The organism is Duganella sp. Root1480D1 (genome assembly GCF_001427305.1).
GTDB lineage: Bacteria > Pseudomonadota > Gammaproteobacteria > Burkholderiales > Burkholderiaceae_D > Rugamonas.
Window position 1 is genome coordinate 466,140 of record NZ_LMFZ01000023.1, and the last position, 20,427, is coordinate 486,566.

Sequence of the window (20,427 nt, forward strand, 5' to 3'; positions counted from 1 at the left end):
GTGTGCTAATATGCGGCAGCCTTTTTTTGGCGATCCCAAAAGAGAAGAGATATTGGAGAGACAAGTGAGCATTTTTAGGACCAAGAACCTGGACGACATGGTAGCAGCCACCCGTACCCCGGGCGGCCTGCAGAAAGTGCTGGGTCCAATGGACCTGGTGCTGATGGGCATTGGCGCCATCGTCGGCACCGGCATCTTCGTCTTGACCGGCACTGGCGCACTGACCGCTGGCCCGGCCCTGACGATTTCCTTCGTAGTTGCAGCACTGGCCTGCGGTTTCGCCGCCCTGTGCTACGCCGAATTCGCCTCGACCGTTCCGGTTGCCGGCTCCATCTACACCTATAGCTATGCCACCCTGGGCGAGCTGGTGGCATGGATGATCGGCTGGGACCTGATGCTCGAATATGGCCTTGCCACCTCCGCCGTGTCGGTGGCCTGGTCCGGTTATTTCCAATCGCTGATCGCCGGCATCGGCATCCACCTGCCCGCCGCGCTGACCGCTGCGCCAGGCGCCATTCCCGGCACCGCCACCCTGTTCAACCTGCCGGCCTTCCTGATCATGATCGTGCTGACCGCCATGCTGGGTTGGGGCGTGCGTGAATCGGCACGCGTCAACAACGTCATGGTGATCATCAAGATCGGCGTGGTGCTGCTGTTCATCGGCGTAGGCGCCGGCCACGTGCAGCCGGCCAACTGGCAGCCGTTCATGCCATTCGGCGCCTCCGGCGTGATGAGCGCTGCAGCGCTGGTGTTCTTCGCCTTCATCGGCTTCGACGCCGTGACTTCCGCTGCGGAAGAAGTGAAGCGTCCCGAGCGCGACCTGCCGATCGGCATCATCGGTTCGCTGGCTGTCTGCACCATCCTGTATGTGATCGTGGCCGGCATCATGACCGGCATCGTCCCTTACAAGCAATTCCTGGGCGTTGACCATCCGGTGTCGCTGGCCCTTCAATACGCCGGTGAAAACTGGTTCGCCGGCTGGGTATCGCTGGGCGCCATCCTCGGCATGACCACCGTGATCCTGGTGATGGCCTACGGCCAGACCCGCATCATCTTCGCCATGTCGCGCGACGGCCTGCTGCCGAAGAAGCTGTCGCAGGTGCACCCGAAATACCACACCCCGTTCTTCGCCACCTGGATGGTCGGACTGATCTTCGGCTTCATCGCCGCCCTGGTGCCGCTGAATGTGCTGGCCGAACTGGTCAACATGGGCACCCTGGCCGCCTTCTGCCTGGTATCGGTCGCCGTGATCATCATGCGCAAGAAGCGCCCGGACCTGCACCGCGCCTTCCGCTGCCCTGGCGTGCCGGTGGTTCCTGGCCTGGCAGTCGTGTTCTGCCTGTCGCTGATGGCCTTCCTGTCGGCCATTACCTGGATGGCTTTCGGCATCTGGCTGGCCATCGGCCTGGTGGTGTATTTCGGCTACTCGCGCCATCGCTCCGAACTGGGCAAAGCCAAGTAAGCAGCACGCTCTCCCCATGAAAGCCCGCAACTGCGGGCTTTTTTCATTGTTGCGCGCCTACCACGAAAATTGGCGTTAGGGCCGGCAATCTGTAACACTTGGCCCCGTAGTCAGCTTGTTCACACCACTAATAACGGGAGAGAGCATGACGATGAAAAGAATGTGCAGCGCGCTTGCCGCGCTTTCAGCAGCCAGCTTCGCCATCTCGGCAAGCGCCCAGGAAGGCGGGCCCACCGTCACCATCAGCGGCTTTGGCACCGCAGCCCTCACCTCCACCGACACCGACGACGCAGAATTCATCCGGCCCAACCAGGCATCCGGGGTGAAGAAGGACTGGCGCACCGGCGTCGATTCGAACTTCGGCATCCAGGCCACGGTGAAGGTCAACGACATGATCTCGTTCACCGGCCAGGGATTGGTGCGCAAGGATGCCATCGACCATTACCGCGCCCAAGCGGCATGGGCTTTTGCCAAGTTCAAGGTCAACGATGATTTCAGCGTGCGCGTCGGCCGCATGGGCGCGCCGATCTACATGATTTCGGACTTCCGCAACGTGGGCTACGCCAACACCATGCTGCGCCCGCCGGCCGAAGTCTATCGCCAGGTCACGCTGGACTCCTTCGACGGCGTAGACGTGCTGTACCAGCACAGCTTCGGCGACACCTCGCTGAGCGTGCAGCTTGGCACTGGCCGAGCCGACGTCGACCAGCCCGCGCAGAACATCGAGTTCCGCAAGATGCTGCTGCTGCACGTAGTAGCCGAAAATGGCCCGTTCACGCTGCGCTTCGGGCGCGCACAGGCCGACTTCAGCGTGGTCGACAATCCCACGCTGGCCGGCCTGGTGACCACGCTGCGCACCGTGGGCCTTGGCTCGGTGGCGGACATGATGCCGCTGAAAGACGTGAAAGGCACCTTCACTTCCGTCGGTGGCACGATGGACTGGAAGAACGTGGTGCTGCAGGCCGAATACGCCATGCGCCGCACCGACACGCTGATCGTGCACGACACCAACTCGTGGTACGCGATGGCGGGCTACCGCATCGGCAAGTTCCTGCCCTACTACTATCACGGCAGCATCAAGCAGAAGTCGGACCGCAGCGTAGCTGGCCTGCCAACCACCGGGCCACTGGCGCCGCTCGGCGCTGGCGTGAACAGCCTGGCCAAGGCGGCGCTGCAGTCATCCGACGCGGTTGGCGTGCGCTGGGACTTCTACAAATCGCTGGCACTGAAAGTCCAGGTCGACCACATCAAGCCCAAGGACGGCGCCGGCGCCTTCATCAATCCCGCGCCAGGCTTCAAGGGACCGGTGAACGTGTATGCCGTAGCACTCGACTTCGTGTTCTGAGGAGGCAGCCATGGACAAGCGAATCAAGCCGCTGCTTGCCGCAGCGATGATGTGTGCCGCCCTGCCCGTGCTGGCAGCGGAAATCGTGGTGGTGGTCAATCCGAAGAATCCGGCCTCGCGCATGTTCAGCGAGCAGGCGGCCCAGTTCTTCCTCGGTAAATCGACCCTGTTCACGCCGATCGAACACACCGAAGGCCCGCTGCGCAATGAGTTCAGCCAGAAGGTGCTGGGCAAGGACAGCGCCCAGGTCAAGGCCCAGTGGTCGAAGCTGGTGTTCACCGGCAAAGGCACGGCGCCCAAGGAGTACGGGTCCAGCGCTGAAGTGAAGAAAGCCGTCGCTGCCGACGTCCAGGCCATCGGCTATATCGAGAAGTCCGCCGTCGACGACAGCGTCAAAGTCATCCTCACTGTGCAGTAAATCGGCACAATCGCAGGAAACGGCAGGGGCGTACCCATAAATGGGGTACGTCCCCATTTTTTTCATGCGATGATCGGGGTAATGCGCCATCCCGTCCTCGCCTACATCATCGCCATGCTCATGTTGAGCACCCTGGGCGTCTACGTCCAGGAGGCGGGCCTCGATCCAGTCACCACGGTTTTCTTCCGCTGCGCCATCGGCGCCGTAGCGCTTGCGCTGTACTGCGGCTGGAAAGGCATGTTCAAGCGCGGGAACATGCCGCCGCGCGCCTTCAAGCTGGCGGCCTTCAGCGGTGTGCTGATGGTGGTGAACTGGGTCACTTTCTTCGAAGCGATCCGCCGCATCGGCATCGCCGTCGCCACCATCGTGTTCCACGTGCAGCCTTTCATGGTGTTGCTGCTGGGCGCCCTGATATTGCGCGAGCGCCTGGCCGCCAACAAACTGGCTTGGGTCGCGGTGGGCTTTGGCGGCTTGGCACTGGCATGCGGAGTGCGCTTCGATGAACCGATGGATGCCAATTACCTGCTCGGCATTGCGAGCACCCTGACCGGCGCCCTGGCCTATGCCGGCGTGACCCTGACCACCAAGTCGATGCGCGGCACGCCGCCGCATTTGACGGCCCTGGTGCACTGCATGACCGGCGCCCTGCTGCTGGGCGCCTTCAGCACCATTCCACCCGGCGGCCTGAGTGCCGCGCAATGGGGCTGGCTGGGCACCCTCGGTCTGGTACCGACCGCCATGGCTTACGTGATGATCTACGGCGCCACGCCGCGCATGGAAACGGCGGCGATTGCGGTATTGACCTTCATTTACCCCGCCGCGGCGGTGTGCTGGGACTATGTTGTGTATGGCCATTTGATCAGCGCCTGGCAAGTGGCCGGCTTCGCCCTGATCGTCCTGGCTAGCCTGGGAGTCAACCTGGATTGGCGACTTGCTGTCGAAAAACTTTACAATCGGTAACTGTCAGTTTCCTAAGTCATTGATTTTGCTGGATGGCATATGTTTTGCTTTATGGAATCTCTGTTTGATTAACAATAACCAGAGAACCCTTAATGAAATTCAAAGCAATCTTCGCAGCACTGGCCATCGCTGCCGCCATCCCAGCATCCGCAGACGTGCTCTACTCGAACAACTTCGAATCCAATGCCAACGGCTTTACCGGCGCCGGCTTCCTGACTGGCACGCAAGGCTATGGCGCGCTCGGCTTCGGCCAGCAAATGCTGCGCAATAACGCCCCAGGCAACCCAGCGGCTGCTTCGGTGCTGAACCTGAACCTCGGCAGCGCCGTCAACAATGCCACGCTGAACCTGTCCTTCGGCGCCATCGACTCGTGGGACGGCAGCAACTGCTGCGGCCCTGACTACTTCAACATCCGTGTCGACGGCAACCTGCTGTTCACAAAGAACTTCGACACCTTTGCTGCCACCCCTGCCTCGGGCGCGAACCTGAGCACCCTGTCCTACGGCACCCAGCTGGGCTTCTCCGGCTGGAACGACCAGGCATATACCATTAACCTCAACCTGGACCAGCTGGCTGCCGGCGCGCACACCATCGAGTTCTTCGCTTCCGGCAATGTCTGGCAAGCAGGCGAAGACGAGAGCTGGGCAATCGACAACCTCAGCCTGACCGGCGACCGCGCTGCTCCTCCAGCCGATGTACCGGAACCAGTCAGCGGCGCCCTGCTGCTGGGTGGCCTGGGCGCAATGGCCCTGGCACGCCGCCGCCGTCGCGCTTAATCGCTCAAGCGCTTCTCACGCGCGCCTCAACCCCGCGCGCCGAACATCGCTTCGGCGCGCTGGAACAGAATCCACGAAGTCGCCACATATTTATCGCCGCTGCGCGATACATTCCCCTTGTGCGTATGGGTGAAGCCGGCCGGCGCGATGATCAGCCGGCCCTGGCGCGCTTCCACCTTGCGCTGCTGGTAGTAGAACTCGGTCTCCCCGCCTTCGGCCACATCATTCAGGTAGAACTGGAACAGCAAAGCGCGGTGCAGCGTTTCGCAGCTCGCATTTTGGGGATAGATCTCGGAATGCCAGTGATGGTAGCCACCGCTGGCCTGCAGGTATTTCTGCACATTGATCGGACCGGCGCGATACATGGACTGGATCAGCTCCGCCAGGTATGGCCGGCCGCAACGGTCAAAGTTTTCTGTATTCAGCGTCACCGGCTGGCCGCTGTCGGGATCCAGCACCTGCGGCGACAAGGCGCCGGTCAGCAGCATGCGGTACTTGTCCATGTAGGCCGACAGGTGGGTCAGCACGCTGCCCATCATCAGGTTCGACACGTCGTTCCATTCGACGTGCTGGCTGATGGTCAGGTCATAGCTATCCTTCTTGGCCACGTCCACACCCTGCCCAGTCTTGCCGCGCACGGCCTTGCCGCTGGCCTCGAAACGCGCCAGGATTTGCTGGCACTCTTCCGGCGTCAGGGCGCCGTCGTAGATTTCAATAAAGTCGTCCATGCCGGGCAGCATACGGCAAAACCAACTTCCATTTGTTAAGTTTGAGACAGTGGCTTGCAAAATGTCTCATTCTTAACAAATGTGTATGCCATTTTCAACAGATGGATACATCTAGAGACATTTTGATAGATTTTCAGGATTTTTCTCCCTACACTCAGTCCCAGTCGAGTGAAAAACATTTTCACTACGGCAAAAATAATTCATGCCGAACAACGGCTCACGGGATACACACCTTACACAGAGTGGAGATTTTCATGGTTCAGAAGCAATTCCAGGTTTCCAAAATCGCACTGGGCGCCAAGCTGCTGGCTGGCGTCATCGCTTTCGGCGCAATGGGCAACGCTTTCGCGGCCGACGACACCGCGCGCTACATCGTGACCTTCCAGGCTGGCAAGTCGGGCAACATCAAGCAGCACGTTGCCAAGCTGAAGGGCAAGCTGAAACACGAAGTGTTCGGCGCTGACGCGATGGCTGTTGAGCTGTCCAAATCCGAACTGGCAAACCTGAAAAAGCACGCTGACGTGATCGACGTCGAAGAAGACGTGAAGCGCTATCCTTTCGCCACAACCTCGGCTTCGACCGGCACGCCTTACCAGCTGGGCCAATTGGTACCGTGGGGCATCAAGGCCGTGCAAGCTGACCAGCTGGCCGACGCCAACACCGCCAACCGTAAGGTCTGCATCATCGACTCCGGCTACGACCGCGCCCACGAAGACCTGAACGGCAACAACGTGACCGGCGAATACGACTCCGGCACCGGCTGGTGGTACACCGATGAAAACCACCACGGCTCGCACGTGGCAGGCACCATCGCCGCCATCAACAACAGCGGCACCGGCGTGGTCGGCGTGAACCCGAACAAGAACCTGAAACTGCACATCGTCAAAGTATTCGGCGCTGACGGCTGGGCCTACTCCTCGACCCTGGCAACTGCGGTCAACAAGTGCGTGACCGCTGGCGCGAACGTGATTTCGATGTCCCTGGGCGGCGGCGGTTCCAGCAAGACCGAACAGCGCGCCTTCGATTCCGCGCAATCGAAAGGCATCCTGTCGATCGCTGCGGCTGGCAATGACGGCAACACCGTGGTGTCCTACCCAGCTGGCTACTCCAGCGTGATGATGGTCGCCGCAGTCGACGAATTCAAGAAGTGGGCCACCTTCTCGCAGTACAACAGCAAGGTTGAAATCTCCGGCCCGGGCGTGGCTGTGCTGTCGACCGTGCCGATGGGTGCCGGTTCCGAGTCCCACCTGACCGTGGCTTCGACCGTGTACACCCCGGGCGACATGGACGGCTCGCCAAAAACTTCCCGCACCGCACCGCTGGCCGACTTCGGCCTGGGTGATGCGGTCAACAGCGCCGTATCCGGCAAGGTCTGCCTGATCCAGCGCGGCACCGTGGACTTCGCGACCAAAGTGAACAACTGCCAGGCGTCCGGCGGCGTTGGCGCGATCGTGTACAACAACGCAGCGGGCGGCTTCGGCGGCACGCTGGGCACCACCGTGACCAGCATCCCATCGGTCACCGCGACCGATGTTGACGGCGCAGCGATGAAAGCCCAACTGGGCCAGTCCGCAACGGTGGAAGTCAAAGCCACCAACTACGCCTTCTACGACGGCACCTCGATGGCCACCCCGCACGTATCGGCTGTAGCGGCACTGGTATGGTCCTACTTCCCGACCTGCACCGGCTCGCAGATCCGCTCCTCGCTGACCAAATCGGCACTGGACCTGGAAACCGCCGGCAAGGATAACAAGACCGGTTACGGCCTGGTGCAAGCCAAGGCAGCCTACGACCGCATCAAGTCCCTGGGCTGCGGCAACTAAGTTACTGCTTTCTCCAAGCACGAAGGGCGCCTCGCGGCGCCCTTTTTTTATTCGGGGTCAGGTCTGTCATTTGGACACGCAGTCCCAATCTTTGATAATTCTCAATACGCAAATTTCCTCTATTTTGCGTATTGAGGCGGATCAAATGATTGCGCTATATGTCCAAATGACAGACCTGACCCCGAATTTAGTTATTGGAAGCGTTCATTACCTACGATGGCGATATTGCGCACGCCGAGACGCTGCGCCGTGGCCAGCACGCCAGCCACCACTTTGTACGGCGCGAGACCGTTGGAGCGCAGCTGGATACTGTCGTCGCCTTTCAGCGCTGCCAGCTTTTCTTCCAGCGCCGCGCGGCTTGCGAGCTGGGCGCCATTCCACCACAGCGTGCCGTCGAAATCGACTTCCAGCGTCTGGGCAATTTTCTCCATCGCGCCACCATCCCGCGGCATGTCCATGCCGATCGCGTGGTTGGCTTTGGGGATGGTGACGATCAGCATGATGATCAGGACCAGCATGACGTCAATCAGCGGCGTCATATTCAACTGGTTCAGTGGCTCCGCTTCGGCGGAAGATGCGGACAGTGCTGCAGCGCGTGAATAACGCATGGTGCCTCCTCAGGTTAGTGTTATCAAAACGAACAACTCCAGAGTGAGGTCAATATACCGCGCGGAAACAACAGTTGCGAAAAGATTAGAGGTCACCGTCTAATTCAACCCAGGTGGGCGCATGGTCGCTGGGCTTTTCCCGGCCGCGCACCACACGGTCGACATCTGCACCGAGCAGGCGCGGCGCCAGCACGGGATTCAGCAGCAGGTGGTCGATGCGCAGGCCGGCGTCGCGGCCGAAGGCGTTGCGGAAGTAATCCCAGAACGTGTAGATCTTTTCGTCGGGGTGCATGGTACGCAGGGCATCCGTCCAGCCCTGCCCGACCAGCTTCGCGAACGCTGCCCGCGTTTCGGGCCGGAACAGCGCGTCGTCCACCCAGCGTTCGGGCTTGTAGACGTCGAGCTCAGTCGGCATGACGTTGTAGTCGCCGGCCATAATGACGGGCTTCTTCGATGCCACCAGTTCTTCGCCGCGCGCAATCAGGCGGTCGAACCATTTCAGCTTGTAGTCGAACTTGGGGCCGGGCGCGGGATTGCCGTTGGGGAGGTAGAGGCATGCGACCATCAGCTTGCCCACCATGGCTTCGATGTAGCGGCTCTGCACATCTTCGGGATCGCCGGGCAAGGCGCGGCCAAGTTCCACCGGCGTGCTGCCGCGGGCCAGGATGGCGACGCCATTCCAGCTTTTCTGCCCATGCCAGATGGCGCCATAGCCGGCGTCGTTGATGGCCGCTTCGGGGAATTTTTCATGCGGGGCTTTCAGCTCCTGCAGGCATACGACATCGGGCTGGGTTTCATTCAGCCACTGCAGCAGCGCCGGCAGGCGGGCGCCGATTCCGTTGATGTTGAAGGTCGCGACTCGCATGGCGACCATTATGCACAAACCGGGTCAGTTGCGGCGCATGACGATGGCGGGCAAGCGCGGCCCCTCGCCGGAGGCGAAATAGCCGTCGATCTCGCCGATTTCGGTGAAGCCTTCGGCGCGGTAGATGCGGCGCGCCGCGTCCCATGCGGGGTTGACGATCAGGATGGCGCTGCGCAGGCGCGGATGGCGGGCGAACATTTCGCCGAGGGCGTCGCGGAACAGGCGCCCTCCCCAGCCCGTGCCGCGCGTGGCAGGATCGACCACCATGGAGGAGACATAAACTTCTTCGCCATCCAGCATATGGGTATCTGCTGCTGCATGGTTGCGCGCAAAGCGGGCAGGATTGAAGCCCTGCTCCAGCGGCCAGAATTCGGCGCAAAGATAGCCGTACAAACGCCCTGCTTCGCCGGCCAGCACCCAACATCCTTCGGGTGCAGCGGAAAGGCGTTCGGCGAAAGCTTCCTCGGTTTCCTGGATCGCTTGCGCAAAGCCGGCGCGTTCAAGCCGCATGATTTCGGCCATGTCGGCCGCTACGGCTGGCCGCAGGGTGAACGGCATTACTGCTGCTTAGGGCAGCCTTGTGCCACGCTGCGCACCTTGAAGGCGGCAACGGTATCGCCTTCGGTCACGACCTTCAGGCAGATGCCGTCATAGGACACGAAATAATGGATGCACTGGCCGCTGGAGGCTTCGCAGGAGCGCAATTCCGGGAACTGGCCCTGCAGTTGGCGCTCCCATTCCGCTCCGGCATTGCGGTGGTCCGGGCGCCAGCCCGCGTCGATCACTTCCTTGCGGGCCTTGGCGTACTTCATGCCGACGAGGCCGTCCCAGGTATTGGCGGGCTGGGGGTTTGCGGCTGCTGTACCGACGGCCAGGGCCATCGTAAACGCCATCATCAATCTGGAGACATTCATGAATTGTTCAGGAATATTATTAAGAACTAAATCAATTATGCCACGCAGAAAGAGCCCCCGGCCAGAGTTATATACAACATCTCAGGATTTCGTGACGCACACTACAACCTTGCCAAAATTGCTGCCATGCAACAAACCAATTAAGCCCGCCGGTGCTTGCTCCAGGCCGTCCAGCACATCCTCGAACAGATTGATTTTGCCTTCTGCGACCCAGGCCGACATGTCGCGGGCGAAGTCTTCATAGCGCGTTTCGTAGTGGTCCAGGATGACCAGGCCTTGCATCAGAATGCGCTCTTGCAGGATGGTCGACATCACTTTCGGCAGCCGGTCTTCGCCTTGCGGCGCACCATTCTGGTTATATTGGGCGATCACACCGATCACCGGGACGCGCGCGCCAGTGTTCAATAGCGGCAACACCGCGTCGAACACAGCGCCGCCAACGTTTTCAAAATAGACATCAATCCCCTCGGGCGCCGCCTCGGCCAGCTTCTGCGCCAGTTGCGGGTCGTGGCGATCAAGGGCAACGTCGAAGCCTAGCTCGTCGCGAGCAAACGCCACCTTGTCGGCGCCGCCGGCAATACCGATCACGCGGGCGCCCTTCAATTTGGCGAGTTGGCCGACGATGGAGCCGACCGCGCCGGTAGCAGCCGCCACCACCACAGTATCGCCCGGCTTGGGCTGGCCGATGTCGAGCAGGCCGACATAGGCGGTAAAGGCCGGCATGCCCAATCCACCCAGCGCCAGCGAGGGCTGCTTCATATCTCCCAGCGCGCGCAAGTCGCTGCCGTCGGATAAGGCGTAATCCTGCCAGCCTGCATTGCCCAGCACTATCTCGCCAGCCTTGAAGCCTGGATGGCGCGAGGCCACGACGCGATTGACGGTGCCGCCGACCATGGTGTCGCCCAGTTCCACCCGCGGTGCATAGGCAGGCGGGACTTCGTCCATCAGGTTGCGCATATACGGGTCGAGCGACAGGTAGAGGGTGCGCAACAGGACCTGGCCTTCGCCCGGTTCCGGCACCGGCCCTTGTTCCAGGCGGAAGTCGGCTGGCGTGGGCGAGCCCTGGGGGCGGGAGGCGAGGACGATACGGCGGTTGCTGGTGGCAGTCATTTGATGCTCCTTTCAGTATTAGACCAGTCGTCTAGTTATTGAGAACAAAAAAGCGGGGGGCCGGTTCGGCTCCCCGCCCGATTCAAGCGTGCTGCGTTTGATTCAGTACTTGCTGCGTGCCCGCCATTGCCGTATCCAGCGGCGCGCGGTCATGATTGATCTTGGCGAGCAGGCTTGCGCCCACCCAGCTCTGGTAAAGGGCGATGGCCAGCACCTTGGCATCCAGGCCTTGCGGCAGCGAGCCGTCTGCCACGCCGCGCTCAATGCATTGCCCCAGCCGCGAGGTGATGCCGCTGACGCCGCGGTGCAGCGAGGCGCGCAAGGCTTCCGACAGGTCGCTCACTTCCGCACCCAGCTTGACAGCCAGGCATTGGCTGGATTCGCCCAGTTGGCATTCGCGCCAGTCTTCAAAATAGTTCAGCAGGCCTTCGCGCCCCGTTGCACCTTGCGCCAGCAAGTCGTCGATGCGCGCCAGGGTGCGTTGGAAATAGCTGTCGATGACGGCCGCGCCAAAGACTTCCTTGGAGCCGAAGTAATGGTAGAACGAGCCTTTCGGTACCTTGGCGGCGCCCAGGAGTTCAGTCAGCCCGACGCCGTTGAAGCCCTTGTGCATGAACAGCGGCATGGCCGCATCGATGATGCCCTGGCGAACGTCGGCGTAGTTGGTAGAAGTCATGTGGCAAAGTCTAGACCGAATTAGACCAGTCGTCTAGAGATATTTTTGACCCAGGTCATTTCGGTCTCAAATTGGGCCGTGGCACCATGTGCCCATGATGATCCGTAAAACTCTCCTGGCCGCGACACTGGCCATGCCCGTGCTGGCAATGGCTGCCACGCCTGTCATTGACGTCTACAAAAGCGCAAGCTGCGGCTGTTGCGAAGCGTGGGTGAAGCACTTGCGCGACAACGGCTTCAAGGTGGAGGCGCACAACGTCGCCAATCCTTCCGATACGCGCGAGAAGATGGGCATTCCGGACCGCTTCGGCTCGTGCCATACGGCCGTGGTCGACGGCTATGCGATTGAAGGACATGTGCCGGCTGCCGAAATAAAACGCCTGCTGGCGGCAAAGCCAAAGGCAAAGGGTTTGGCCGCGCCGGGCATGCCGCTTGGTTCGCCGGGCATGGAAGGTCCGCGCAAGGACGCTTACGATGTGCTACTGGTGCTGCCTGATGGCTCGGCCAAGGTCTACCAGCACTACAACTAAAGCGCGAGCAGCAGTAAACCGACGCCGGCAACCGCCACCAGTGCGTGGCCAATCATGACGGCGCTGGGAATCAGCACGCCCTGTTGGTGGCGGCCCAGGTCCATCCACACGCCGCCAATCGCTGCCAGCAGCAGCGCCAGCAAGCCAATGTGGGCCAGGTCCGGCACGTGCGAGAAGATCGTCACGTAGGCCAGCAAGGTCACGCCGGCTGCGGCAATGAAGCCGTGCAGCATCGCGATCCAGTGCGGTGGGTTAGCTTTTTTCCCCAAGCGGATCAGTGCCATGACGATGCCGCCGGCAGCGGCGACACCGAACAGCACACAGGCAACAAATAATATTGTTTGGGTATCCATGCAGGCATTCTGCGCCCGCTGCTTGCGGCCGTTCGGTGCGCTGGCTCACGCAGCAGCCAAAGCCTCGCCCAGCAGCCGGTGCAACTGGGCAGTGTGGGCGTAACCGGGGCTGACTTGGCGCACGCCGTCGCCGGTGTCGAGCAGTAAGGACGGGAAACTGGTCACCCCGAGCTTACGGGCAAGGGTAAAGTGGCCATGTGTCTCGGCAATGGTGGCGGGCTCGCGCCATGTGTAGAGGAACCCGGCGGCACTGACGTCGTGGCCTTGGCGCTGCAGTTCGGCGGCGCCGATTGCTGCCAGCTCATTGCCGTCCGTAGTGTCGCGCCCTTCTGCGTAGAAGGCGTGCTGGAAGGCGCGGAACACCGCCAGCAGGTCGGCTTCCGGGGCAAGCCGGCGTGCTGCCACTACGGCGCGGCACACCGGCTCCGTATCGTAGACAAAACCTTGTCGCGCGAGGAATGCTTCGCGGTTGAACGGCAAGCCGCTCGCCTCCTCCACGCGCGCCCAATGCTGCAGGCGGAATTGCTTGGCCGCGTCGTCCAGGATTTCGGTGCCGCCGGCGCGCAGGCCGCCAACCACGATTTCCAGTTCCAGCGCGGGATGCTGGGTGCGCAATTGCGCCAATTCCTTGCCGAAGCCATAGCACCAGGAGCACATCGGGTCGCCAACATATACGAGTTTCATTACGTTCTTCCAAAGGGTTATCGATGGAAGGCACTATACTGTCGGCCCCTGCACCGAAAAACGGGGTGCGGGACAAGACTATCTATACCTGATGTAACAAATGGAAGCAAAGCCTGAACTCCGCAGCATTGCGCTGCAATGCCTGGTCGAACCCGATCCCGCCGCCAAGGTAGCCGCCGTCGCCGCCATGGCCGAAGCCTGGGCCGGCGGGTCGCTGCTGCTGGACGCGGCGTCCCCGCTGGCCGCACCGGATACGCTGATCCCCGGCCGCCCCGCCCGCCCCGAACTGGTGGCACCGCGCCTGGTCGGCCGCCGTTCGATGGCGACAGTGGAAGGCCGCGCCATGCTGGTGCACGCGCTGGCACATATCGAGTTCAATGCCGTCAACCTGGCGCTGGATGCGATGTGGCGCTTCCCTGCCATGCCGGAACAGTTCTACGCCGACTGGCTGCGCGTGGCGAAGGAAGAGGCTTACCACTTCTCGCTGCTGTCGGCCCACCTGCTTACGCTCGGTTGCGCCTACGGCGACTACAGCGCGCACGGCAGCCTGTGGGAGATGGTGGAGAAAACCACAGGCGACGTGATGGCGCGCATGGCGCTGGTGCCGCGCACCCTGGAAGCGCGCGGCCTCGATGCCATACCGCCGCTGCGCGCCAAGCTGGCGCAAGCCGGCGACGAAGCGGCCGCCGCGATCCTCGACATCATCCTGCGCGACGAAATTGGCCATGTGGAAATCGGCAACCGCTGGTATTGGCACTTGTGCGGATTGCGCGGGCTTGATCCGGTGACGACTTACGATGAACTGGTGGTGCAGTACAAGGCCACGGTGCGAGGCCCTTTCAATATGGAGGCCCGCCGCAAGGCCGGTTTCAGCGAAGAAGAGCTGCGCGCTTTACTACATTAAGTAATTATTGCCGCCAGGCTGGAGGCGCGCTAAATTTTCCCGACGTCAACATACCGGGAGATCCCTATGTCGCGCCTGAACTGCCTCATCGCAACTGCCCTGCTGGCGGCCAGCACTGCCCCGGCGCTGGCCGGCCCGAAAAGCTGGACAGCCTTGAATGCCAGCCGCACGTACACGGCGATTTCCGTCGCCGTCGACGACACTATCAACCCCTTGCGCGGCTATTACCGCTGGCAGAACCAGGAGCTGGTGCCGCAATCGGCGCCGGCCAAGGATGCCTACCGCCGCTACTACTGGAAAGACCTGGAAGCGGCGGAAGGACAGTACAACTTCAACGCAATCCTGAACGACCTGGCAACAGCGAAGAGCCAGGGCCGCAAGTTCGCCTTCCGCGTGCGCATGATGGCGGGCTATGACGACGGCGTGGTCTACGCTCCCGCCTACATCGTCAACAACATCAACTGCCAGGCTGGTTGCGGCTTCTGGGCAGACACCGACACGACTGTTCCAGGCCAGACCTTCATTCCGGACTGGAACGACCCATGGCTGCAACAGCGCTCGCGCGCCCTGTTGTCCGCTTTGGCCACCGCACTGGGCACGAGCAGCGCGGACATCGCCTGGATCGACGTCGGCATGTACGGCCAGTACGGCGAATGGGCGCTACGCTCCAGCGCTTATGCCAGCCCGCCCGCCGGCATCACGCCTGCGACCGATGCCAGCAAGCGCGAATTCGCGAAGATGCATTTCGACGCCTTCCCCAACCAGCAGCACGTGATGTTCATACCGTACTCGAACAAGGACGCGCTGACCTACGGCCTGCTGGAGCAGACCATCACCAGCAGGCCGGTGGGCTTGCGTGCCGACTGCCTGAGCCGCTACGGTTACTTCGACCAGTGGTCCAACCGCCCTGCGGAATGGGCGGCCTTTGCCAGCCAGTGGCAGAAGGCGCCATTTGTGTCCGAATTCTGCCCCTTCACCAGTGGCGACCCGCAGAACAATCCGGCCACGGCCCGCCAACAGGCGGCCGCTTTCCATATCACGCTGTTCAGCAACGGAAATTTCGAGACCAGCCGCCCGGATTCGGAGCGCTGGAGCGCGCTGACTGCGTCCGAGCAAAATGACCTGCTGATGATGGCGCGCGAGTCCGGCTACCGGTATGCAGTTGCCAGCAGCACCGTCAGCCTCACCTCCAGCGGCGCCCTGACGCTGACCATCATGCTGCGCAACGATGGCAGCGCACCAACCTATGAAACGTGGCAGGTGAATGCCGAACTGGTGAATTCATCGGGCACAGTGGTGTGGACGGGCCTAACTTCCGCCAGCCTGAAATCGCTGCTGGGCGGCGGCGCCAGCGCCAGCTACCAGAACAACTGGACTCTGCCCGCACTGCCAACTGGCGACTACACCTTGCGGCTGGCCGCGCGCGATACCAGCGCCTCGCCACGGGCGCCATTGAAGTGGACCATCAGCGAGCGCGCCGCGGACGGCACATTGGCGGTGGCGACCCTGCGACGGCGTTAAAGCCAGTCAGGCGGTTGGCAGCCAGCGCGGCTTGGTATCCGTGTGCAGCTCGTGCTGCACCGGTCCTTCATACTCGGGCTCCATGGTGCCCAGCGTAATGGCGATTCGGTCCGGCGCCTGCGTGCTGCGCCAGGTCAGCGTCGAGCCGCATACCTTGCAGAAGCCGCGCCGGCCATGGTCGGATGAATGAAATTCCGTGACCAGGTCGGCGCCCTTTTCAAAATTGAAACCGGCGCTGGCCACATTGGCGTAAGTACCCGAAGCCGCGCCATGCTGCTTCTGGCACATGGTGCAATAACAATGGCTAGCACTACGCACCGATTTTTTGTCGGCCTTGTACTCGACGCCACCGCATAGGCAGCTACCGCGCAGGTATTCCGTCATGCTTTATCTCCTCAGGAGGAATGCGGGAAATGCGGGGAATGATAATATATCCAGGCACTCAAGGGAGACGCACATGACGACCGAAGCCATGCCTTTCCGCACCCTGCTCTACCGCTTCATCTTCTTCGACTGGTTGTTCAAGGACGTGAGCGCGGCACGCAACGTGATCGAGCGCCATGCGGCCCTGCAGCACAACAAGTACATGAGCCGCTACCTGCCAATTTATTTCCGGCGCTGGACCGTGATGGCCACTTTCGACTTTGGCCTGGGCTGCCTGTTCGAACGCGCGCTGCAGGCCACTGTGGTGTCGGCCTACTTCTTCACGTGGTCGTGCGTGACCGTAGCCGGAATGGTGGTAATTGCTGCCGCGTGGATCTTCCTGACCTTCGGCCGGCTGAGTTGACTCAAAATTGAGCAGCGGAATTATCCCCATTAAAATCATGGCCTTGGCGCCCGGAGGACTTCCTTGTTAACAGACTTTTCCACAGAAACCGTTAACAACTCCCTGCAACGCCGCCTCGACCGTTTCGAACTGTTCGACAGCATGGACAGCCCCGCCCTGAACCTGACCTTTGTGCTGGAACTGCCCGATTTCAGGCCTTGGTGCAAGGCGCAAGGCATGCCGCCATTCCACGTGATGCTGTGCGCTGTGCTGCGCTCCGCGCTGAAGGTGGAGAATTTCCGATATCGCATCCTGGAAGGCGAGGTGATTCGCATTGACCGCCTTGCGCCCTCATTCACCGTAAAGAACCAGCATAACGACTTGAACTTTGCCCAGTTCGACTGGTCGGATGATCTGCGCGAGTTCGTGGCAAGCGGCGTGGCCGCTCGCGAAGAGGCATCAAGTATGGAGGCCCTGAACCGCAAATACCGCAGCATGACACCGCGCAAGGCGAAGGAACAGGTGTTTATCACCTGCATACCCTGGCTGAATTTCACCTCAATTCAGCACCCCATTGCAGTGCTGGCGCAGCCGGATATTCCTTCGTTCGCATGGGGAAAATTCAGGGATGCCGGCGCGGGCCGCCTTGAACTGCCATTCTCTGTGCAGGTGCATCATGGCTTTGTCGACGGATACCACATTCACCTGCTTGCAGAACAAGTGGCCGCAGAACTGACGTCGATGATGCAGGCCTAGGCTAGCCGAATATCGCGCGCTCCCGCAGCGGCGAGGCGCGCCAGTAAATCCTCGAGCGCCTGCACCGGCGCCGAGCCAAGGTCCAGTTCCACCGCGACCAGCGCACCTTCAGGCCGAGGATCGCTCGCAAAATGCACCACGCCGAACAGTCCTTCTTCGTTCAGCCGATTGGCATCCTCCGGATCGAACCACTCCATGAACCACGGCGCCAGCACTGCCCCCACCTGTTCCGGAAAAAGGCCGCCGACGCGTAACGCCACCGCGTCCCATACGAAAGGCGCAACGTAGACGATGGCTGGAGGAATCGGCAAGGTGTGCACGCTGAACTGCATGCGGGTGTGCGAGTCGACAGAAAGCAGTTTGCCCGCTTGCGTCCCGCGCCTGGAAATCAGGTCCGCCCGCATCGGCAGGTCATATTCGCCATCGAGCGCCAGGCTGCCATCGTCGCGCCTCAGCGCCGCTTCCACATGCGCATTCGCGGATGACGCGACTGCATCGGCGAGCGTAGCGGCATAGGCCATGCGAATGACCGAGAAAAGCTCCGTCATTGGCTTACAAGACGTTGGGCAGGGTGATGTAGACCAAACCGCTTAGCAACAGCAGCGAAGCGCATGCGACGAGGCGATTGAGCGATTGTTCCCACGCGTGGTCGCGGGTGCGGGCCATGCGCGCATCGGCAGCAGCCTGGATGCGCTCGAACTCTTCGTCCGTCACCGAAGTGGCGACGATGTGCAGGGGATTGAGCAGCAGCGAGACGGCATCGTCGTATTGGTGTGCGAGCCAGATGCAAAGTACCCGTCCCTCTTTCGACGGTTTGGAGGGCTCGAATACCGGAATGCCTGCGCGGGACAGACGATCCCACGCATCTTCGTATTCAAGCTCGGAGTTTGTGACAAAGACCTGGCGCATGGGGCGGTATAGTAACCGCCAAGGGGGCCTTAGAAACTCTCAAAATTTCACTTATCAAATATTTTTATTTGCTGGCGCACGCTTGAAGTCAATTGGCATCGTTATGCCTTACCGCTTCTCCCTTCCCCGTGCGGCTTATTAACAATTCGCCGGGTACCACAAAAGCGCCGGCCGCCAGGTCTCCCAGGCGCTGGCTGTATTTTGTAAAGAGAATCAGCACCGCACCGACGATGCACGTAGACCCGATGATTGCTTCGAAGGGCCTGAACAGGTTTCGCCCCAACGATTGCGCAAGCGAGATCGTCCTGCCATGAGCGTCAACCACGCTTAGTCCAAGCACCCGCTTCCCGACGGTCTTCCGCCACCGCCATTCGCAAATGACAAAGTAGGAGAACACTGCAAGAACAGCCAGGCAGTCGGCCGGATTACTTTTTTCGTAGCGATAGTTCGTGAGGCGTTGAAGAAACGCGAAGGCACCGACAAGTATCGCAACATCAATGAGTTGGGCAAACGCCCGCGGGAGCAGCATTCCCGGCTTTGCCGCTTAAAATCGTTGACGAACGTCGATTTGGATTTCGGGTACTACAGAATTGGACATATGTTCTTACTAAATTGACTCAATTTATTACATGGTCGGCCTTGAATAATCCCATACCGCCCGATTCTAAAGGCGAAACGCTCAAAAATCACTGCTGAGATTTGCAAGGTTTCGCTAAAATGGTGGCAATTCCTTGCAAATTTTCGAGGGTTTCATGGGACCAAAGCCAGCCNGTCGGCCTTGAATAATCCCATACCGCCCGATTCTAAAGGCGAAACGCTCAAAAATCACTGCTGAGATTTGCAAGGTTTCGCTAAAATGGTGGCAATTCCTTGCAAATTTTCGAGGGTTTCATGGGACCAAAGCCAGCCGCACCACAAAGCAACGACATGTTCCGCCAGCGCTTGGACGAGCTGGTAAACCTTGAGCACCCGCTGGCCAGGCTGGCCCAGCACATCGACTGGCAAGTATTCGAACAAAAGTGGGCTGGCCACTTCCCATCCTCCCGAGGCCGTCCAGCCACTTCCACACGGCTCATCGCCGGCCTGCTGTACTTGCAGCACACGTTCGCCTTGTCCGACGAGGATGTGGTGTGGGGCTGGGTCGAGAACCCGTATTGGCAGCTGTTCTGCGGCGAAACCTGGTTCCAGCACCGGCCGCCGATTGATCCCAGCTCGCTGACGCGCTGGCGCAAGCGCATTGGCGAAGAAGGCCTGGAATGGATGCTGACGCAAACCATCAAGGCAGCGGAATCCACCCAAGTGATCAAGCCGCAGAGCTTTCAGAAAGTCATCGTCGACAGCACGGTGCAGGAAAAAGCCATTGCTCATCCCACCGACAGCAAGCTACTGGAACGGGGCCGGCAGCAGTTGGTGAAACTGGCCGCCGAAGCCGGGCTGATGCTGCGCCAGAACTACAACCGCGAAGCGCCACGGCTGGCGGTGCAGGTCGGGCGGTATGCCCATGCCAAACAGTTCAAGCGCATGCGCGGCAGCCTGAAGAAACTGAGGACGATTGTGGGTCGCGTCTGGCGCGACGTTGAACGGCAGACCGCCAAGATTCCGGAGGCGTTGCAAGGCAAGGCGACTGACTTGCTGGGCAAGGTCAAGCGCTTGCTGGCACAGAAGCAGCGCGACAAAAACAAGCTCTACAGCTTGCACGCGCCGGAAGCGGAATGCATCGCCAAAGGCAAGGCGCGCCAGCCATATGAATTCGGCGTGAAGGTTTCCATCGCCACCACCCACAAAGAAGGATTGGTGGTGGGCATGCGCACCATGCCTGGCAATCCCTACGATGGCCACACCTTGCTGGAAACCTTGCAACAGGTGGAGATTCTGACCGACTGCCAACCGAAGGATGTGTTCGTTGATCTTGGCTATCGCGGAGCGGAGGTCCCGTCGGGCACAAAGGTCTACCACCATAAGCTCAAGCGCGACATCACACAGCGCCTGCGCCGGGATATTCGACGGCGCAGCGCCATCGAGCCGGCAATCGGCCACATGAAGAACGACGGCAGGTTACGGCGCAATTGGTTGAAAGGCGCGGACGGCGACGCCTTCCATGCACTNCTGTGCGGTTGCGGCCATAACCTGCGCATGATTCTGCGGAAGCTACGGCTTCTTTTTGGCCTGAACGCGGGCTGGCCAATACTGACTCACCTGCTTCGGCTGGTACAGCGCCGATTCCTGTGGCCTGGATGGGATCAAGCCCGCGAATGCGCTGCCTTGGCCTTCGCACCATGCCGGCTACGCGCCAACGGAATTTGAATTATTCAGACCGGAC

25 protein-coding genes and 1 pseudogene are annotated in these 20,427 nt (G+C 60.9%); 13 read left to right on the forward strand and 13 right to left on the reverse strand.

Annotated elements, in window-relative coordinates; genetic code table 11:
- The first annotated feature begins 64 nt into the window (after positions 1 to 64).
- From ASD58_RS20225 to ASD58_RS20245, 5 genes are all read left to right on the forward strand, one after another.
- Positions 65 to 1,462: an amino acid permease gene (locus ASD58_RS20225; RefSeq protein WP_057263000.1), complete on the forward strand. Its 1,398-nt coding sequence runs from the start codon at positions 65 to 67 to the stop codon at positions 1,460 to 1,462.
- A 145-nt stretch (positions 1,463 to 1,607) separates the two neighbouring features.
- Positions 1,608 to 2,807: a porin gene (locus tag ASD58_RS20230; RefSeq protein ID WP_229210037.1), complete on the forward strand. Its 1,200-nt coding sequence runs from the start codon at positions 1,608 to 1,610 to the stop codon at positions 2,805 to 2,807.
- Between the two features lie 10 nt (positions 2,808 to 2,817).
- A complete protein-coding gene (locus ASD58_RS20235; RefSeq protein WP_055925060.1) occupies positions 2,818 to 3,225 on the forward strand; it encodes a hypothetical protein in 408 nt (135 codons plus the stop codon).
- Positions 3,226 to 3,306: 81 nt separating this feature from the next.
- Entirely contained in the window at positions 3,307 to 4,185 is an 879-nt protein-coding gene (locus ASD58_RS20240) for a DMT family transporter (RefSeq protein WP_229210038.1), read from the forward strand.
- Between the two features lie 92 nt (positions 4,186 to 4,277).
- Positions 4,278 to 4,961 carry a PEP-CTERM sorting domain-containing protein gene (locus ASD58_RS20245; protein WP_057263002.1) on the forward strand — a complete coding sequence of 228 codons (684 nt, stop codon included), beginning with the start codon at positions 4,278 to 4,280 and terminating at the stop codon, positions 4,959 to 4,961.
- A gap of 26 nt (positions 4,962 to 4,987) precedes the next feature.
- Here ASD58_RS20245 and ASD58_RS20250 read toward each other — a convergent pair whose 3' ends face one another.
- Positions 4,988 to 5,689 (reverse strand): 2OG-Fe(II) oxygenase, encoded by a 702-nt coding sequence (locus ASD58_RS20250; RefSeq protein ID WP_057263057.1) that lies wholly within the window; start codon positions 5,687 to 5,689, stop codon positions 4,988 to 4,990.
- 254 nt (positions 5,690 to 5,943) lie between these two features.
- Here ASD58_RS20250 and ASD58_RS20255 point away from each other — a divergent pair, with 254 nt between their 5' ends.
- The gene (locus ASD58_RS20255) at positions 5,944 to 7,512 is read left to right on the forward strand and encodes a S8 family serine peptidase (protein WP_057263003.1); all 1,569 of its coding nucleotides are present in this window, start codon (positions 5,944 to 5,946) and stop codon (positions 7,510 to 7,512) included.
- Positions 7,513 to 7,703: 191 nt separating this feature from the next.
- Here the strand turns inward: ASD58_RS20255 and ASD58_RS20260 are convergent, their stop codons facing one another.
- From ASD58_RS20260 to ASD58_RS20285, 6 genes are all read right to left on the reverse strand, one after another.
- Positions 7,704 to 8,120, reverse strand: a complete 417-nt coding sequence (locus ASD58_RS20260; protein ID WP_057263004.1) for a biopolymer transporter ExbD — start codon at positions 8,118 to 8,120, stop codon at positions 7,704 to 7,706.
- An 85-nt stretch (positions 8,121 to 8,205) separates the two neighbouring features.
- On the reverse strand, positions 8,206 to 8,985 hold the full coding sequence (gene xth / locus ASD58_RS20265; protein ID WP_057263058.1) for an exodeoxyribonuclease III: 780 nt from the start codon (positions 8,983 to 8,985) through the stop codon (positions 8,206 to 8,208).
- Between the two features lie 24 nt (positions 8,986 to 9,009).
- Positions 9,010 to 9,543: a GNAT family N-acetyltransferase gene (locus ASD58_RS20270; RefSeq protein ID WP_057263005.1), complete on the reverse strand. Its 534-nt coding sequence runs from the start codon at positions 9,541 to 9,543 to the stop codon at positions 9,010 to 9,012.
- Positions 9,543 to 9,899, reverse strand: coding sequence for a hypothetical protein (locus ASD58_RS20275; RefSeq protein ID WP_156401381.1), 357 nt, complete (start codon positions 9,897 to 9,899; stop codon positions 9,543 to 9,545). The genes ASD58_RS20270 and ASD58_RS20275 overlap by 1 nt, the downstream gene beginning before the upstream one ends.
- Positions 9,900 to 9,980: 81 nt before the next feature.
- A complete protein-coding gene (locus tag ASD58_RS20280) occupies positions 9,981 to 11,009 on the reverse strand; it encodes an NADP-dependent oxidoreductase (protein WP_057263007.1) in 1,029 nt (342 codons plus the stop codon).
- An 82-nt stretch (positions 11,010 to 11,091) separates the two neighbouring features.
- Positions 11,092 to 11,685: a TetR/AcrR family transcriptional regulator gene (locus ASD58_RS20285; RefSeq protein ID WP_057263008.1), complete on the reverse strand. Its 594-nt coding sequence runs from the start codon at positions 11,683 to 11,685 to the stop codon at positions 11,092 to 11,094.
- A gap of 97 nt (positions 11,686 to 11,782) precedes the next feature.
- Here ASD58_RS20285 and ASD58_RS20290 point away from each other — a divergent pair, with 97 nt between their 5' ends.
- The gene (locus ASD58_RS20290) at positions 11,783 to 12,214 is read left to right on the forward strand and encodes a DUF411 domain-containing protein (protein WP_156401395.1); all 432 of its coding nucleotides are present in this window, start codon (positions 11,783 to 11,785) and stop codon (positions 12,212 to 12,214) included.
- Here ASD58_RS20290 and ASD58_RS20295 read toward each other — a convergent pair.
- Together ASD58_RS20295 and ASD58_RS20300 are read right to left on the reverse strand one after the other, a co-directional pair.
- Positions 12,211 to 12,567: a hypothetical protein gene (locus ASD58_RS20295; RefSeq protein WP_156401382.1), complete on the reverse strand. Its 357-nt coding sequence runs from the start codon at positions 12,565 to 12,567 to the stop codon at positions 12,211 to 12,213. The two genes, ASD58_RS20290 and ASD58_RS20295, sit on opposite strands and share 4 nt — an antisense overlap.
- 45 nt (positions 12,568 to 12,612) lie before the next feature.
- Entirely contained in the window at positions 12,613 to 13,251 is a 639-nt protein-coding gene (locus ASD58_RS20300; RefSeq protein WP_057263011.1) for a DsbA family protein, read from the reverse strand.
- A 100-nt stretch (positions 13,252 to 13,351) separates the two neighbouring features.
- On the opposite strand from ASD58_RS20300, the gene ASD58_RS20305 reads away from it, so the two are divergent.
- Entirely contained in the window at positions 13,352 to 14,155 is an 804-nt protein-coding gene (locus tag ASD58_RS20305) for a ferritin-like domain-containing protein (RefSeq protein ID WP_057263012.1), read from the forward strand.
- A gap of 66 nt (positions 14,156 to 14,221) precedes the next feature.
- On the forward strand, positions 14,222 to 15,676 hold the full coding sequence (locus ASD58_RS20310; RefSeq protein ID WP_057263013.1) for a DUF4832 domain-containing protein: 1,455 nt from the start codon (positions 14,222 to 14,224) through the stop codon (positions 15,674 to 15,676).
- A 6-nt stretch (positions 15,677 to 15,682) separates the two neighbouring features.
- Here ASD58_RS20310 and ASD58_RS20315 read toward each other — a convergent pair whose 3' ends face one another.
- Positions 15,683 to 16,060, reverse strand: a complete 378-nt coding sequence (locus ASD58_RS20315) for a GFA family protein (RefSeq protein ID WP_057263014.1) — start codon at positions 16,058 to 16,060, stop codon at positions 15,683 to 15,685.
- A 73-nt stretch (positions 16,061 to 16,133) separates the two neighbouring features.
- On the opposite strand from ASD58_RS20315, the gene ASD58_RS20320 reads away from it, so the two are divergent.
- Positions 16,134 to 16,463 carry a hypothetical protein gene (locus ASD58_RS20320; protein ID WP_057263015.1) on the forward strand — a complete coding sequence of 110 codons (330 nt, stop codon included), beginning with the start codon at positions 16,134 to 16,136 and terminating at the stop codon, positions 16,461 to 16,463.
- Positions 16,464 to 16,526: 63 nt separating this feature from the next.
- Positions 16,527 to 17,198 (forward strand): CatA-like O-acetyltransferase, encoded by a 672-nt coding sequence (locus ASD58_RS20325; RefSeq protein ID WP_229210039.1) that lies wholly within the window; start codon positions 16,527 to 16,529, stop codon positions 17,196 to 17,198.
- Here the strand turns inward: ASD58_RS20325 and ASD58_RS20330 are convergent.
- The 3 genes from ASD58_RS20330 to ASD58_RS20340 all read right to left on the reverse strand — a co-directional run bounded on the left by ASD58_RS20330 (position 17,195) and on the right by ASD58_RS20340 (position 18,636).
- Complete coding sequence (locus ASD58_RS20330) at positions 17,195 to 17,746, reverse strand: hypothetical protein (RefSeq protein WP_156401383.1); 552 nt, start codon at positions 17,744 to 17,746, stop codon at positions 17,195 to 17,197. The two genes, ASD58_RS20325 and ASD58_RS20330, sit on opposite strands and share 4 nt — an antisense overlap.
- Positions 17,747 to 17,750: 4 nt before the next feature.
- A complete protein-coding gene (locus ASD58_RS20335) occupies positions 17,751 to 18,107 on the reverse strand; it encodes a hypothetical protein (RefSeq protein WP_057263017.1) in 357 nt (118 codons plus the stop codon).
- A gap of 88 nt (positions 18,108 to 18,195) precedes the next feature.
- Positions 18,196 to 18,636 carry an RDD family protein gene (locus ASD58_RS20340; RefSeq protein ID WP_057263018.1) on the reverse strand — a complete coding sequence of 147 codons (441 nt, stop codon included), beginning with the start codon at positions 18,634 to 18,636 and terminating at the stop codon, positions 18,196 to 18,198.
- 362 nt (positions 18,637 to 18,998) lie between these two features.
- Between ASD58_RS20340 and ASD58_RS20345 the strand changes: the two genes are divergently transcribed.
- On the forward strand, positions 18,999 to 20,212 hold a 1,214-nt coding region (locus ASD58_RS20345), incomplete at its 3' end, for an IS5 family transposase (RefSeq protein WP_229210040.1).
- Position 20,213: 1 nt separating this feature from the next.
- Positions 20,214 to 20,411 (forward strand): annotated as a pseudogene (locus tag ASD58_RS32835) (hypothetical protein); the annotation flags it as partial.
- Positions 20,412 to 20,427 lie beyond the last annotated feature (16 nt).

Bases quoted from the DNA above. Each gene is read 5' to 3' on its own strand.
- ASD58_RS20240 (WP_229210038.1), top strand. From the start codon at position 3,307: ATGCGCCATCCCGTCCTCGCCTACATCATCGCCATGCTCATGTTGAGC.
- ASD58_RS20270 (WP_057263005.1), bottom strand. From the start codon at position 9,543: ATGCCGTTCACCCTGCGGCCAGCCGTAGCGGCCGACATGGCCGAAATC.
- ASD58_RS20250 (WP_057263057.1), bottom strand. From the start codon at position 5,689: ATGGACGACTTTATTGAAATCTACGACGGCGCCCTGACGCCGGAAGAG.
- ASD58_RS20330 (WP_156401383.1), bottom strand. From the start codon at position 17,746: ATGACGGAGCTTTTCTCGGTCATTCGCATGGCCTATGCCGCTACGCTC.
- ASD58_RS20255 (WP_057263003.1), top strand. From the start codon at position 5,944: ATGGTTCAGAAGCAATTCCAGGTTTCCAAAATCGCACTGGGCGCCAAG.
- ASD58_RS20295 (WP_156401382.1), bottom strand. From the start codon at position 12,567: ATGGATACCCAAACAATATTATTTGTTGCCTGTGTGCTGTTCGGTGTC.
- ASD58_RS20320 (WP_057263015.1), top strand. From the start codon at position 16,134: ATGACGACCGAAGCCATGCCTTTCCGCACCCTGCTCTACCGCTTCATC.
- ASD58_RS20335 (WP_057263017.1), bottom strand. From the start codon at position 18,107: ATGCGCCAGGTCTTTGTCACAAACTCCGAGCTTGAATACGAAGATGCG.
- ASD58_RS20230 (WP_229210037.1), top strand. From the start codon at position 1,608: ATGACGATGAAAAGAATGTGCAGCGCGCTTGCCGCGCTTTCAGCAGCC.
- ASD58_RS20310 (WP_057263013.1), top strand. From the start codon at position 14,222: ATGTCGCGCCTGAACTGCCTCATCGCAACTGCCCTGCTGGCGGCCAGC.
- ASD58_RS20290 (WP_156401395.1), top strand. From the start codon at position 11,783: ATGATCCGTAAAACTCTCCTGGCCGCGACACTGGCCATGCCCGTGCTG.
- ASD58_RS20315 (WP_057263014.1), bottom strand. From the start codon at position 16,060: ATGACGGAATACCTGCGCGGTAGCTGCCTATGCGGTGGCGTCGAGTAC.
- ASD58_RS20300 (WP_057263011.1), bottom strand. From the start codon at position 13,251: ATGAAACTCGTATATGTTGGCGACCCGATGTGCTCCTGGTGCTATGGC.
- ASD58_RS20245 (WP_057263002.1), top strand. From the start codon at position 4,278: ATGAAATTCAAAGCAATCTTCGCAGCACTGGCCATCGCTGCCGCCATC.
- ASD58_RS20235 (WP_055925060.1), top strand. From the start codon at position 2,818: ATGGACAAGCGAATCAAGCCGCTGCTTGCCGCAGCGATGATGTGTGCC.
- xth (WP_057263058.1), bottom strand. From the start codon at position 8,985: ATGCGAGTCGCGACCTTCAACATCAACGGAATCGGCGCCCGCCTGCCG.
- ASD58_RS20275 (WP_156401381.1), bottom strand. From the start codon at position 9,899: ATGAATGTCTCCAGATTGATGATGGCGTTTACGATGGCCCTGGCCGTC.
- ASD58_RS20285 (WP_057263008.1), bottom strand. From the start codon at position 11,685: ATGACTTCTACCAACTACGCCGACGTTCGCCAGGGCATCATCGATGCG.
- ASD58_RS20280 (WP_057263007.1), bottom strand. From the start codon at position 11,009: ATGACTGCCACCAGCAACCGCCGTATCGTCCTCGCCTCCCGCCCCCAG.
- ASD58_RS20340 (WP_057263018.1), bottom strand. From the start codon at position 18,636: ATGCTGCTCCCGCGGGCGTTTGCCCAACTCATTGATGTTGCGATACTT.
- ASD58_RS20260 (WP_057263004.1), bottom strand. From the start codon at position 8,120: ATGCGTTATTCACGCGCTGCAGCACTGTCCGCATCTTCCGCCGAAGCG.
- ASD58_RS20305 (WP_057263012.1), top strand. From the start codon at position 13,352: ATGGAAGCAAAGCCTGAACTCCGCAGCATTGCGCTGCAATGCCTGGTC.